The sequence below is a fragment of the Streptomyces albipurpureus genome (assembly GCF_023701525.1).
Lineage (GTDB): Bacteria > Actinomycetota > Actinomycetes > Streptomycetales > Streptomycetaceae > Streptomyces > Streptomyces albipurpureus.
The window spans coordinates 124782-139108 of record NZ_JAMQAW010000030.1 but is presented as its reverse complement, the minus strand read 5'-3'; the positions used below and the strand labels follow the sequence as shown (position 1 = coordinate 139108).

Annotated in this window: 8 protein-coding genes; 6 read left to right on the top strand and 2 right to left on the bottom strand. The window is 67.3% G+C overall.

All coding sequences use genetic code 11. From position 1 onward, the window contains the following. Positions 1-75: 75 nt before the first annotated feature. A complete protein-coding gene (locus NBG84_RS24675; protein ID WP_250921772.1) occupies positions 76-1188 on the bottom strand; it encodes a LacI family DNA-binding transcriptional regulator in 1113 nt (370 codons plus the stop codon). Positions 1189-1615: 427 nt separating this feature from the next. Here NBG84_RS24675 and hisC point away from each other — a divergent pair, with 427 nt between their 5' ends. The 6 genes from hisC (at position 1616) to NBG84_RS24645 (ending at position 13125) form a co-directional block, all read left to right on the top strand. After that, the gene (gene hisC / locus NBG84_RS24670; RefSeq protein WP_250921771.1) at positions 1616-2695 is read left to right on the top strand and encodes a histidinol-phosphate transaminase; all 1080 of its coding nucleotides are present in this window, start codon (positions 1616-1618) and stop codon (positions 2693-2695) included. Between the two features lie 628 nt (positions 2696-3323). After that, positions 3324-4832 carry a cytochrome ubiquinol oxidase subunit I gene (locus NBG84_RS24665; RefSeq protein WP_250921770.1) on the top strand — a complete coding sequence of 503 codons (1509 nt, stop codon included), beginning with the start codon at positions 3324-3326 and terminating at the stop codon, positions 4830-4832. A gap of 22 nt (positions 4833-4854) precedes the next feature. Next, complete coding sequence (gene cydB, locus NBG84_RS24660; RefSeq protein ID WP_250921769.1) at positions 4855-5856, top strand: cytochrome d ubiquinol oxidase subunit II; 1002 nt, start codon at positions 4855-4857, stop codon at positions 5854-5856. Between the two features lie 15 nt (positions 5857-5871). After that, positions 5872-9615: a thiol reductant ABC exporter subunit CydD gene (cydD, locus tag NBG84_RS24655; protein ID WP_250921768.1), complete on the top strand. Its 3744-nt coding sequence runs from the start codon at positions 5872-5874 to the stop codon at positions 9613-9615. 363 nt (positions 9616-9978) lie between these two features. Then, complete coding sequence (locus NBG84_RS24650) at positions 9979-11691, top strand: GAF domain-containing sensor histidine kinase (RefSeq protein ID WP_250921767.1); 1713 nt, start codon at positions 9979-9981, stop codon at positions 11689-11691. A gap of 150 nt (positions 11692-11841) precedes the next feature. After that, the gene (locus tag NBG84_RS24645) at positions 11842-13125 is read left to right on the top strand and encodes a M23 family metallopeptidase (protein ID WP_308312108.1); all 1284 of its coding nucleotides are present in this window, start codon (positions 11842-11844) and stop codon (positions 13123-13125) included. 41 nt (positions 13126-13166) lie between these two features. Here NBG84_RS24645 and NBG84_RS24640 read toward each other — a convergent pair whose 3' ends face one another. Beyond that, positions 13167-14033 (bottom strand): Cof-type HAD-IIB family hydrolase, encoded by an 867-nt coding sequence (locus tag NBG84_RS24640; protein ID WP_250921766.1) that lies wholly within the window; start codon positions 14031-14033, stop codon positions 13167-13169. Positions 14034-14327 lie beyond the last annotated feature (294 nt).

The window sequence follows — 14327 nt, the reverse complement described above, 5'->3', positions numbered from 1 at the left end:
CTCTGTGACGCACCAGGGGTGGTGAATCCGTCCCCACCCCTGACACGTCGGCTGTTTCGTCCTGATTGGGGAGATCTATTCCGAAGATGGAGAGCGTGGGGCGCTCACCGTCGTCCGCGGAGAACGGCGCTGCGAGGACGTCCGGATGATCAGTTCGGTCGGTATCACCTGCTCGACCGGTCGATCCTCATCAATCCCTTCGATGGCATCGATGAGCAGTTGGACAACCGCGGTGCCGATTCTGCGTGGCTTGAGCGAGAGAGTGGTGATGGGCGGTTCGGTCGTGGCGTAGACGGTCGACTCGCTACAGCAGACGAGGAGGAGGTCCTCGGGGACACGTAGCCCGTACCGACGGGCGGCAGCGAGTAGATCCGTGCCATTGGGGTCGAAGAGCCCGTATACGGCATCTGGCCGGTCTGGGCGGGCAAGCAGCCGATCGGCTGCGACGGCTCCGGCGCATGGGTCATGCGCCGGGTATGACTCATAGACGGGGTCCTGGCCGACCCGTTCGCACCAGTTCAGATACGCGGTGGTGGACAGACGCGTGTACGTATCGGTGGTGGTGCCGGTCAGTAGTCCGATCCGGCGGGCGCCAGCATCCGCCAGATGGTCGAGTAGGTCGAGTACGGCGGCCTCATGGTCGTTGTCCACCCAGGCGGTGACCGGGAGGGTACCCGCCGGTCGTCCGTCGGAGACGACGGGCAGGCCCTGGCGGACCAGCTCGGTAACGACCGGATCATGGTCGGATGGATCGATGACGATCGTGCCGTCGAGGGCCACGTTCGACCAGACGTCATGGCGAGAAGTGGCGGGGAGGATCACCAAGGCGTATCCGCGGGCTAATGCCGCAGAGGTGGCGGCTCTCGCCATCTCTGCGAAGTACGCGAACTCCGTGAAGGTGAAAGGTTCATCCCCGTACGTCGTCACCGTCAGGCCGATGAGTCCCGACTTGCCGGTACGTAGGGTGCGGGCCGCCGCCGATGGGCGATAACCCAGTCGATCGGCGACCTCTCGGACATGTCTGCGGGTGGCGTCCGGTAGTCGCCCTTTTCCGTTGAGGGCGTCCGAGACAGTCGTGATGGAGACACCGGCTGCGGCGGCGACGTCTCGGATGCCCGCCCGACCTTGCCGGCTTCCCCGGCGGGTTGTGTCCGTCCGGCTCACCTGGTGCTTCCCTGCTGCTGTCATGGCGAGCCGATAGTAGGGCTCACGTGGGCGGTTGGGCTGATCGCATATTCAGTCGTTGACAGGCACGTTTATGCATGATCATAACGCATCAACTGCCTTGAAATGTAAGGAAGTTACACGTTGCGCCTACGGCGTCTCGGGTGTCTGGCCGTGTTGGCCTACTGAATAGTCGATGCCTCTAAGAGTCTCGAAGAGGTCTCAACTCACCTCTACGGGGGATGCGCGCCACGGAGCGAGCCACCGGCGTGCGCCAGGGAGTCGAGCGCTCCCCCCATTTCCGTACTCCACCCATACGCTCCGGACCGGAATCCTCATAGGGTGAGCAGTATTGGTTCCGGGGTACCCGAAGTACCGGTTCCGGATTGTGGTTACCGCGGTGACGGATGGGCTGTTCCTGCGGTGTATGGACGGTCGAGGAGGACCTGCGGTGAGCGAGACGAGCCCCAAGCTGCGCGCCGAGCTGGATGGCATCCCCACCTACAAGCCGGGCAAGCCCGCGGCTGCCGGTGGCCCGGCCGCGTACAAGCTGTCGTCCAATGAGAACCCCTATCCGCCGCTGCCCGGGGTGATGGAGACCGCGATGGCCGCGGCCCAGTCCTTCAACCGCTACCCCGACATGGCCTGCACCGGTCTGATGAATGAGTTGGCGGACCGTTTCAGCGTGCCCCTGGCGCATCTGGCGACCGGTACGGGATCGGTGGGGGTCGCCCAGTCGCTGGTGCAGTCGACCTCGGGTCCTGGCGATGAGGTGATGTACGCCTGGCGGTCCTTCGAGGCGTACCCGATCATCACGCAGATCAGCGGGGCGAAGGCGGTGCAGGTGCCGCTGACCGCCGGTGAGGTGCACGACCTGGACGCGATGGCCGACGCGATCAGTGAGCGGACCCGGCTGATCTTCGTCTGCAACCCCAACAATCCGACCGGCACGGTCGTCCGGCGTGCTGAGCTGGAGCGGTTCTTGGACCGTGTGCCATCGGATGTGCTGGTGGTGCTGGATGAGGCGTACCGGGAGTTCATCCGTGACCCCGAGGTGCCGGACGGGATCGAGGTCTACCGGGACCGCCCCAATGTGGCCGTGCTGCGCACCTTCTCCAAGGCCTATGGGCTGGCCGGGCTGCGGGTCGGCTTCGCCATCGCACATGAACCGGTGGCGGCGGCGCTGCGGAAGACGGCGGTCCCCTTCGGTGTGACCCAGCTCGCGCAGGATGCGGCGGTGGCCTCGCTGAGGGCGGAGGACGAGTTGCTCGGTCGGGTCGGCTCGCTGGTCTGCGAGCGCTCCCGGGTCCATGAGTCCTTGGTGAAGCAGGGGTGGACCGTCCCGGAGACCCAGGCGAACTTCGTGTGGCTGCGACTCGGCGACCGCACCGTCGACTTTGCAGCCGCGTGCGAGCAGGTGGGGGTGGTGGTGCGTCCGTTCCCGGGGGAGGGGGTGCGGATCACCATCGGTGAGCCCGAGGCCAATGATCTTCTTCTGCGGGCGGCGGAGGAGTTCCGCAAGACCCTCTAGGGAAGACCTTTCCTTGATCACCCGGGTGTATCCCCGGGTGTGCGGCCTCGCGATCTGCCGAGTTCAAGGACTCCGGAGCTCGCGGACTCCTGGATCCCAGGCCGTGGAACTTCCCCACCCGGCCGTTTCGATCCCCTTCCGTAGAGGTGCCGCCCGTCTCGACCGGCCTGGGTCGGCGCTGAGTCCATGTACCACCGCCACTGCTCCGATCCGGCCCGCCCGGACCGGGGCAGTGCGCTGCTCACCGACGCTCTGCCCGCTCGGTCCCACCTCCGATCCCGTCCCGGCGCCTATCCGCGGGCTCTCCGCTTCCAACGCGTGGGCGTTCACAAGCGCGCCGTCGAGTGCTCCGTTCTGATCGGCGCGACGCTCTCTGGCCAGTGGATGCCCCGTCTCGACCCCTTGAGTCGCCCTGATCCGGGTGGATCAAGGCTCTATCCGGGGTCCCTATGTCTCCTCAGGGCGGATTGTCGCGAAGGGACCCCCCGGTCATTGGTGCGGTTTTCGCATGAGTCATAATCCTTGTGAATGTGAACGCGTTCACAAGCGTGTCCTGGTTCGTCCCGCGATCACTGGGATTATTCAGGCAAACTGCCGCACGACCTCGTCGATGTAAGGAGATAACGACGTGGACCTGGCTCTGGCGCCGGAGACATTGGCGCGATGGCAGTTCGGCATCACGACCGTCTACCACTTCCTCTTCGTTCCCCTGACGATCTCCCTCGCCGCTCTCACGGCAGGTCTCCAGACCGCCTGGGTGCGGACGGAGAACGAGAAGTACCTCAAGGCCACGAAGTTCTGGGGCAAGCTGTTCCTGATCAACATCGCCATGGGCGTCGTCACCGGCATCGTGCAGGAGTTCCAGTTCGGTATGAACTGGTCGGACTACTCCCGCTTCGTGGGTGACATCTTCGGTGCACCACTCGCCTTCGAAGCGCTGATTGCGTTCTTCTTCGAGTCGACCTTCATCGGTCTATGGATCTTCGGCTGGGACAAGCTGCCGAAGAAGATCCACTTGGCCTGTATCTGGATGGTCTCGATCGGGACCATCCTCTCCGCGTACTTCATCCTGGCCGCCAACTCCTGGATGCAGCACCCCGTCGGCTACCGCATCAATGAGGAGCGCGGGCGAGCGGAGCTGACCGACTTCTGGCGTGTCCTGAGCCAGGACACCGCCGTCGCCCAGTTCTTCCACACCATCACGGCGGCCTTCCTCGTCGGCGGCGCCTTTATGGTCGGTATCGCCGCCTACCATCTGGCGCGCAAGAAGCACATCCCCGTGATGCGGACCTCGCTCCGCCTCGGCCTGGTCACCCTGATCATCGCCGGTTTCTTCACCGCCATCAGTGGCGATGTGCTCGGCAAGGTCATGTTCCGGCAGCAGCCGATGAAGATGGCCGCGGCCGAAGCCCTGTGGGACGGCGAGGCGCCGGCGCCCTTCTCGCTCTTCGCGTATGGAGATGTGGACGAGGGGCACAACAAGGTCGCCATAGAGATTCCGGGACTGCTGTCCTTCCTCGCCAACGGTGACTTCGACTCCTACGTCCCTGGAATCAATGACATCAACAAGGCCGAGCAGGAGAAGTTCGGCCCCGGTGACTACCGGCCCAACATCCCGGTCGCCTACTGGGGCTTCCGCTGGATGATCGGCTTCGGTATGGCCTCCGTCACCATCGGACTCCTCGGCCTCTGGCTCACCCGCAAGCGGTTCCTGCTGCCGACAGCCCTGCGGACCGGTGAGGACGAAGTGCCGAATCTGGTGCTGTTCCGCAAGAAGCCCCTGGGCCCCCGGTTCAGCAAGTGGTACTGGGTGATCGCCCTCTGGACCATGACCTTCCCGCTGATCGCCACCTCCTGGGGCTGGATCTTCACCGAGATGGGGCGTCAGCCGTGGGTGGTGTACGGAGTCCTCCGCACCAAGGACGCGGTCTCCCCCGGCGTCTCGCAGGGCGAGGTCCTCACCTCCATGATCGGCTTCACCCTGCTCTACGCGATCCTCGCCGTCATCGAGTTCAAGCTGATGGTGAAGTACGTCAAGCTCGGGCCGCCCGAGTTGACCGAGGCCGACCTCAACCCGCCCACCAAGATCGGAGGCCACGACGATGACGCCGACCGTCCGATGGCCTTCTCGTACTGAGGCCCTGAGGAGCTGCTGAGGCATGGAACTCCACGACGTCTGGTTCGTCCTGATCGCCGTCCTCTGGATCGGCTACTTCTTCCTCGAAGGCTTTGACTTCGGGGTGGGCGTCCTGACCAAACTGCTTGCTCGTGACCGCCGTGAGAAGCGGGTGCTGATCAACACGATCGGACCGGTCTGGGACGGCAATGAGGTCTGGCTACTCTCCGCGGGTGGCGCCACCTTCGCTGCCTTCCCCGAGTGGTACGCCACCCTCTTCTCCGGCTTCTACCTACCGCTACTGATCATTCTCGTCTGTCTGATCGTGCGCGGAGTGTCCTTCGAGTATCGACACAAGCGGCCCGAAGACCGGTGGCAGACCAACTGGGAGCACGCCATCTTCTGGTGCTCCCTGATCCCCGCCTTCCTCTGGGGTGTGGCCTTCGCCAACATCGTGCGGGGGGTCAAGATCGATGGAGAGATGGAGTACGTCGGCAACTTCTTCGACCTGCTCAACCCCTACTCGCTGCTCGGTGGACTGGTCACGCTGACCCTCTTCACCTTCCACGGCGCGGTCTTTGTCGCCCTGAAGACGCTCGGAGACATTCGGACCCGGGCCCGTGCCCTTGCCCTCAAGCTGGGCCTGGTCACCGCGGTACTCGCGCTCGTTTTTCTGACCTGGACCCAAGTGGACCGGGGAGACGGTACGAGCCTGATCGCAATGATCATCGCGGTGGTGGCACTGGTGGCGGCCATCGGAGCGAACCAGCTGGGCCGCGAGGGCTGGTCGTTCGCCTTCTCCGGAGTGACGATCATCGCAGCGGTGGCGATGTTGTTCCTGACGTTGTTCCCGAACGTGATGCCGTCCTCGCTCAATGACGCCTGGAACCTGACCGTCACCAACGCTTCGTCGACCCCTTACACCCTCAAGATCATGACTTGGTGTGCGGGTATCGCCACCCCGCTCGTCCTCCTCTACCAGGGCTGGACGTACTGGGTGTTCCGCAAGCGGATCGGTACGCAGCACATCGCCGATGCCCACTAGTGGGGGATGTTTCACGTGAAACCGATCGATCCGCGTCTGCTCCGCTACGCGCGTGCCACCAGGTTCTTTCTCCTGGCAGTAGTACTGCTGGGGCTCGTTGGGGCGGCCCTGGTCGTCGCCCAGGCGATGCTCATCGCCGAAGTGGTGGTCGGAGCCTTTGAACAGGGCCTCTCGGTCTCCGGTCTGGCGACCCCGCTGGCGCTGCTGGCCGCGGTCGCGGTCGGACGGGCGGCCGTCTCCTGGCTGACCGAACTCGCCGCACACCGGGCCAGCGCGGCAGTCAAGTCGGAGCTACGGGGCCGATTGCTGGCCCGGGCCGCTGAACTGGGCCCGGGTTGGCTCGGTCGGCAGCGCACCGGATCGCTGGCTGCGCTCGCCACCCGTGGTGTTGACGCACTGGACGACTACTTCTCCCGCTATCTGCCCCAGCTGGGCCTTGCCGTAGTCGTCCCGCTGGCGGTGCTGGCGCGGATCGTCACCGAGGACTGGGTTTCCGCGGCCATCATCGTGGTGACCCTCCCACTGATCCCGATCTTTATGGTGCTGATCGGGATGGCGACCCAGACGCGAATGGATCGTCAGTGGCTGCTGCTGTCGCGCCTGTCGGGGCACTTCCTCGATGTGGTCGCCGGACTGCCGACCCTCAAGGTCTTCGGTCGGGCCAAGGCGCAGGCCGAGTCCATTCGGTCGATCACCTCCGAATACCGCCAGGCGACCGTGCGGACCCTGCGGATCGCCTTTATCTCGTCCTTCGCCCTGGAACTGCTCGCCACCCTCTCCGTGGCGCTGGTGGCCGTCACCATCGGTATGCGCCTGGTCCATGGGGATATGGACCTCTACACCGGATTGGTCATCCTGGTACTGGCACCCGAGGCATATCTGCCGATCCGCATGGTGGGCACGCAGTATCACGCCGCCGCCGAAGGGCTGTCGGCAGCGGAGGAGATCTTCCAGATCCTGGAGGCAGACCCCCCATCCAACGGTGCGGCCGGTACGACCAAGGTGCCCGTGCGGTCCTCGCGTAGCGGTGCCGGCACCGAAGCGAATCCGCAGACCGGCAGTGGCCCAGCCAACGGACCAGGCATCGGGTACGGCACTTCGGTGGCCGCGGACGCAGTCAGCCGAGGTGATGCGGACGAACCGGCCCAACGATGGGAACCCGTACCGCGACTGGAGCTGGACGCGGTCACCGTGCGCCATCCAGGGCGGGCCGAGCCGTCACTGGACTTGGCCTCGCTCAGAGTGGAACCGGGTGAGACCGTCGCCATCGTCGGACCGAGTGGCATCGGAAAGTCCACCCTGCTCGATGTGGTACTCGGCTTTGCGGCGCCCACCGAGGGCCGGATGCGGATCGATGGCACCGATATCAAGGATTGTGATCTCGACCGCTGGCGGGAGCAGATCGCCTGGGTGCCGCAACGCCCCTATCTGTTCGCCGGGACGATCGCCGAGAACGTAAGACTTGCTCGTCCGGAAGCCGATGACCAGGCCGTGCGGGATGCGCTGAGGCAAGCGGGCGCGGCGGACTTTGTGGCCGCTCTCCCCCAGGGCGTCGAGACAGCACTGGGCGAGGATGGAGCAGGGCTGTCCGCAGGCCAGCGCCAGCGGTTGGCGCTGGCCAGGGCCTTTCTCGCGGACCGGCCGCTTCTGCTCCTCGACGAGCCGACCGCGGCGCTCGACGGAGAGACCGAAGCCGGCGTCGTCGACGCGGTCCGCAGACTGGCGGCCGGTCGAACCGTCCTGCTGGTGGTGCACCGGCCGGCGCTGCTCGCCGTCGCGGATCGAGTGGTCACTCTCTCCCGCGGTACCGAACCGATCAGCGAACCGATCAGCGTGCCCGCTGCCGCAATGGTGTCGGCGAATGCCGCTGGTGAACCGCTCCCCGGTGGCCGCGACGTCGTGGGGGTGACCGACTGGGAGGCGCTCGGCGCATCCGCGGCCGATGACGGCTACCGGCTCGCCCAGAGCGCCGGCCCCGGGGTTTCCGTACTCACCCGAGTGCGCCAGGCCGCTGGGCGCCAACGGGGGCGGTTCGGGCTGGCACTGCTGCTCGGCAGCCTCGCCCTGGGCTCCGCCGTGGGACTGATGGCCGTATCCGGATGGCTCATCTCACGCGCCTCCGAACAGCCTCCCGTTCTCTATCTGATGATGGCCGTCACCGCGACCCGGGCCTTTGGCATCGGCCGGGCCGTCTTCCGCTATGCCGAGCGGCTTGTCTCCCATGACGCCGTCCTGCGCATGCTCGCCGAAGTGCGGATCGCCGTCTACCGACGGCTGGAGCGGATCGCACCGGCCGGGCTACGGCAGAGCCGGCGCGGCGATCTGCTGTCCCGACTGGTCACCGATGTCGATGCGCTCCAGGACTACTGGCTCCGCTGGCTGCTGCCCGTGGGGTCGGCCCTCGTCGTCTGCGTGGGATCGGTGGGGTTCACCGCCTGGCTGGTACCCGAAGCCGGCGCGGCCCTCGCCGCTGGCCTTCTCCTCGCGGGTGTGGGCGTACCCCTCATCAGCGGAACGATCGCGCGCCGAGCCGAGCGCCAGCTCGCCCCGGTCCGCGGGGTGCTCGCCACCCGGGTTGTCGATCTGCTGCGCGGCACGGCTGAACTGACCGTGGCCGGTGCGTTGGACGCCAGGCTGGAGGGGGTCAAGGACGCTGATCGCACGCTCACGCGGATTGCCTCACGCGGCGCGGCCGCGACAGCTGTCGGCGGCGGGCTCTCCACGCTCGCCTGCGGGCTGACCGTGGTGCTCGCCGCCATGGCCGGGGTGCGGGCGGTCGGCGACGGCAGCCTCTCAGGGGTGGCCCTCGCGGTCGTCGTCCTCACCTCCCTCGCCGCTTTTGAAGCGGTGACCGGGCTGCCCCTGGCGGTGCAGTACCGCCAGCGCGTCAAGCGCAGCGCCGAACGGGTCTATGAGGTCCTGGACGCGCCCGAACCCGTGGTGGAGCCGACCTCACCCGCGGCGAGTCCAGCGACGGCCTTCCCTCTTGAGGTGAGGGGGCTGCGGGCGCGGTACGCGGAAGGGGATCGGGACGCGCTCGACGGTCTCGACCTGACCCTCACCGCCGGTAAGCGGATCGCCGTCGTCGGCCCTTCGGGCTCGGGGAAGACCACCCTGGCCCAGGTGCTGCTTCGGTTCCTGGACGCCCGGGAGGGGACGTACAGCCTCGGTGGTGTCGCGGCCAAGACCCTGGACGGGGACGACGTTCGCCGGTTCGTGGGGCTGTGCGCGCAGGACGCCCATCTCTTCGACAGTTCCGTACGGGAGAACCTCAAGCTCGCCCGTACCGATGCGACCGATGGGGAACTGCGCCAGGCACTCGCGCAAGCTCGGCTGCTGGAGTGGGTGGATGCGCTGCCCCATGGCCTCGACACCCTCGTGGGGGAGCATGGAGCACAGCTCTCCGGTGGGCAGCGGCAGCGACTGGCGCTGGCCAGGGCGCTGCTGGCGGGCTTCCCCGTGCTGGTGCTCGACGAGCCGGCCGAACACCTCGACCTGGAGACCGCGGATGCCCTCACCGCCGATCTCCTGGCGGCAACCGCTGGACGGACGGCGCGCGGGGCGGCAACCGTGTTGATCACCCATAGGCTCCATGGGCTCACGGAGATCGACGAGATCATCGTCCTGGAGGACGGACGGGCGGTTCAGCGCGGCACCTACGCGGATCTGATCTCCGTGGAGGGGCCGTTGCGACGGATGTGGGAGCGGGAGCGAGCCGGGGATCAGCTGGGGGCGCGGCTGGCGATGGCCGCCGGATGATCCCTTTGCCGAGATGAGGAGTGCTTCGGGGCGCAGCTCCGCGGGAGGGAACTGCCGGAGCCGACCGAACTCGGTAGAGCCCACGGTGAGTGGGGAGCGCGGGTGGGGAGTAGACCGAGCGGCTCGACTCCGGTGAGGCAGCCGACGGTGTCGATGACACGGCTGCCGAAGCGCCGCCCTGGATGAACGGGGTCGGATGGATCAGGGGGGATGAACGGGATCGGACGGATCAGGCGGCGCCCGGTGAAACGGTGCCGGGGCCGCTCGTCTGAGCAGGTCAGGGGCCCGCTCAGGCTCCCTTGGGAACCTGCCTCCCGCCCAGCTAACTTTCCTCACGAAATAGGAATTACTAGTCTCAAGGGTATGAACGTGGACCCTGAGGATTCCAAGGACCCGCTCGAAGCCGCAACACGGGCCACTCGCAGCCTTCAGGGGCTATCAACCGAGTTGACCGCCCGGGTCCCCCAGCTACTGGAAGCCATGCGCTCGGTCGGTACCGGTCTGGAACTGCACTCCACGCTCGACCGGATCTGCGAGACCGCAGCCGAACTGGCGAATGCGCGCTACGCCGCCATCGGAGTTGTGGACGAGGAAGGCATGGGCCTCTCCGACTTTGTGACCTATGGCGTCGGCGACACCGTGGCCGAGCGGATCGGCCATCGCCCTGACGGCCACCGTGGACTGCTCGGAGCGCTCATCCATGATCCAGCCCCCGTCAAACTCGCCGATCTCTCCTCTGACCCGAGGTTCGCCGGATTCCCGGCCGGTCATCCCCCGATGCGGACCTTCCTCGGAGTGCCCATCCGGGTTCAGGGGGAAATCTTCGGCAACCTCTATCTCACGGAGAAGAACGACGGCGCCGAGTTCAATGACTACGACCTCCATATGGTGCGCGTGCTGGCCACCGAGGCCGGGATCGCCATCGGCAATGCCCGGCTCTACGAGGCGGCCCGCCAGCGTGAACGGTGGATCGATGGCTCGGTCGCCGTCACCACCGCACTGCTCTCCGGCGGTGACGCCGATGACGCCCTCACCGTCGTGGCCGAACAGGCCCGCAGGCTCGCCGACGCGGCTGCCGGGATCGTGATGCTGCCAGCCGCGGAGGGCGGCCTGGAGATCGTCGCCGTCTCCTCGGCCCAGTCGGTCAACTCGCTGGGTGCGGTCGTACCCGTGGAGAGTCCCGTGGTCGCCAAGCTGCTCGCCGGAGAGGCGGTCTTCATGGCGGACGCGGCCACCGATCCTCGGGTGATCACCAGACTGGCCGCACGTTATGGGCCCAGCATGATGCTGCCCCTGCAGAGCGGTGGACGAGTGCTGGGGGCGCTCGCCACTCCACGGGCACGGGGCGCACGTCAGTTCAGCGAGGCCGAGCGGACCCTGGCCACGCAGTTCGCCGCTCAGGCCGCCCTGGCGCTGATCATGGCGGAGGCCCAGCGGGACCGGGAGCGGCTAGCGGTCTACGAGGACCGGGACCGGATCGCCCGCGATCTGCACGATCTGGTGATTCAGCGGCTGTTCGCCACCGGGATGATGTTGGAGGGCGCACAGCGCCGGTCTGAGGTGCCCGCGGTCCAGGACGGGGTCGGCAAGGCGGTCGATGAACTCGATGTGACCATCCAGGAGATCCGTACCGCCATCTTCGCGCTTCAACAGGGTCCGGCCGAGGCCCCCTCAGGGCTGCGGACCCGGGTACTGCGGGAGATCAACATGGCGGCCGTCCCGCTCGGTTTCAAGCCGGGGCATCGCTTCCACGGGCCGGTGGACACCGTCGTCAGCGAGCTCACCGGCAAGAACCTGATCGCGGCGCTGCGCGAAGCCCTCTCCAACGCCTTCCGCCATGCCCAGGCGTCCCATATCGACGTGGTCGTCGACGCCACCGTCAAACTGCCCGACGGCAGGGACGGGGTACGGCTCACCGTCGCCGACGACGGGGTGGGCATCCCCTCCGGCGGGCGCCGCAGCGGACTGCGGAATCTGGCGCGGCGGGCCGAATCGCTCGGCGGCATGAGCATCTGCGAGCCGGGCATCGGGGAGGACGGGCAGGGGACGACCGTACGGTGGGAAGCTCCCCTGTGAGGAACCCCCGGCATGAACGCACTGCTGCATAAACGCACTGCGCCACCCGTCGGCTCCGTCTCGGAGGGCTGACGGTGGCCGCTGGTCCAGGTGGCGGTACGACACGGGCAGGTACCAGGATTCCCGTCCGAACCGGGTGACGATCCCGGCATGTGCGGAAAACGCTCAGGAATTGCCGGCCGGTCACCGATCGGGCCGGTGGTGGCGGGCGCGCTGCTGCTGGTGGTGCTCTCACCGTCGGCCGCCACGGCCTCCGACGGTCCGGAGATCCCGGCCAGTGCCCAGGTGGTACGGCTGTATGAGAAGGCCGCTCGGGCCACCGCCGCCTATGAGCGAGGACGGCGTGCCGCCGACGCCCAACAGGTGATCGCGGCCAGGCTTCAGGCCCGCCTCGATCACCGTCGGCAAGAACTCACCACGACCCGGGACGCCATGGGGGCGGTCGCCCGGGCCCAGTACCGTACGGGCGGTCCGCTCGCCTATCTGGCCCGGCTACTGGCGGCGGAGAACCCCGAGGAACTGCTGCGCGGCCGCCGCTACGCGCGGCAGGCCGAGGACGTCGTCAGCCGACTCCTCGAACAGGCCCGACAGGCGGAACGACGGCTCTCCACCGCCCAACTGCGAGCCCAGTCGGCCTGGCGCGATCTCGAACGCCGTCGGGCACTGCTGGCCGCGGCGAAACAGCGCATCGAGACCTCGTTGGAGACAGCGCAATGGACGCTCCAGGGTGAGGCGGATCGCCGGGTGGCCGCCGGCTCCTGTCCGGGCGCGGTAGGCCTCGATCGGCGTGTTGATGCCTCGGCGCGGGCCGCCTGGGTGGCTCCCGTCGCACGGTACGAACTGTCCGCGGGCTTTGCCAGCGCGGGGGAGCGTTGGGCGAGCCGTCACACCGGTCAGGACTTCGCCGTGGACATCGGTGAACCGGTCCGCTCGGTGGGTGCTGGTCGGGTGGTGTCGATTTCCTGTGGCGGGGCCTTCGGGATCGAGATCGTCGTACAGCATCCGGGCGGCTACTACACCCAGTACGCGCATCTGGCATCGGTCACCGTCGACCAGGGTGAGCGGGTGGTCGCGGGTCAGTGGATCGGCCTGGCGGGCACGACGGGAAACTCGACCGGGCCGCATCTGCACTTCGAGGTGCGGCTCACGCCCTATCTCGGGTCCAGCGTCGATCCGGCCAGTTGGCTACGGGAACACGGCGTGCAGCTGGTGCCGCCCACGGCCGACCTCACGCCTCGGGCCGAGGCCACCCCTCGGGCCGAGCCGGTCGGTCCCGTTGGCTCCGCGCCTCCCACCGGAGCGGCCAAGCCGACGCGACCGGACGGCAAGGGGCCAGCCGGCGCTGGGGGAGCCCATGCCATGCGAGACGCCTTGAAGGCCAGCCCATCAGCCCCGTCCGCACCTGCTGGGGTGGCGCCCCAGGGCAGCCCCTAGCCCTGCGCGGCCATAGGCGAGCACATCGAGGGGGCGCTGCCTCAGGCCTTGGGCAGATGGAGGTCGCGCAGGATCTGCTCGATGATGATCGCAACCCCGTCCTCGTTGTTGGCGGCGGTCCGCCCGGAGGCCGCCGCGATCACATCCGGATGGGCGTTGCCCATGGCGTAGGAGGTGCCCGCCCAGTTCAGCATGTCCACATCGTTGGGCATATCGCCGAACGCGACGACCTCATCGGCGGAAATGCCGCGCTCGGCGCAGCACAGCGCCAGGGTGCTGGCCTTGCTCACACCCAGACCGCTGACCTCCAGCAGTGCGGACGGGCTGGAGCGGGTGAGCGATGCCAGCTCACCGGCGGCGGTACGGGCCAGGGTGAGGAAGGCGTCAGGCTCCAGCTCACGGTGGCGTGCGAGCAGCTTGATGACGGCGGAAGCGGGATCGGACTCATCTTCGCGGAGCAGATCCTCGGCGCTGGCCACTGTGGAGGCACGGTCGAGGAAGTACGGCGGGGGATAGTCCGGCTCATGGTGGAAGCCGGTGGTGGTCTCGATGGCGAAGGTCACCCCGGGGGTGGCAGCGCGCAGCGCCTGGACGACGGTGAGGGCGACGGCCCGATCCAACGGGCGGACATCGAGCAGCTTGCCGCCTGCCCGCAGATCCACCACGGCTGCGCCATTGGCACAGATCGCCAAGCCGTGGCCGTGGACGTGCTCGCTGACGACATCCATCCAGCGAGCGGGTCGGCCAGTGACGAAGAAGACCTCGATCCCGGCCTCTTCCGCATCGGCGAGGGCGGCGATGGTGCGCTCCGAGACGGTCTTGTCATCGCGCAGCAGAGTGCCGTCCAGATCGGTGGCGATCAGCCGGACGGCTGCGGGCAGCTGACGGGTATCGGTAGCTGAGGTCACTGCCCCATTCTCCCGTATGACTCGCACGGGCGTGCGGAAGGGCGCACATTTGAGGGAGCGATTGAGGGGTTGGAGAGTTAAAGGGGTGGTCAGACGAGTGCAGAGGGGCGCACGAGGGGCGCGGGAGGTCGATGGGGTGCCACTCGATGGTTGCTTATGGGTGATACACGCGGATAGCTAGCCATCTGGTGTTCGATAAGGGATAGCCGCTGTTTTGTCGCGCTCCACTCTCCGCTGGCCACGCGGTGGCCCGTCCTCTCGAATGTGCCGGAAGCAGGCCGCCGCGCTTCCCGT

Coding starts and splice junctions, on each gene's coding strand:
- NBG84_RS24650 (WP_250921767.1), top strand. CDS start 9,979: ATGAACGTGGACCCTGAGGATTCCAAGGACCCGCTCGAAGCCGCAACA.
- NBG84_RS24675 (WP_250921772.1), bottom strand. CDS start 1,188: ATGACAGCAGCAGGGAAGCACCAGGTGAGCCGGACGGACACAACCCGC.
- cydB (WP_250921769.1), top strand. CDS start 4,855: ATGGAACTCCACGACGTCTGGTTCGTCCTGATCGCCGTCCTCTGGATC.
- NBG84_RS24645 (WP_308312108.1), top strand. CDS start 11,842: ATGTGCGGAAAACGCTCAGGAATTGCCGGCCGGTCACCGATCGGGCCG.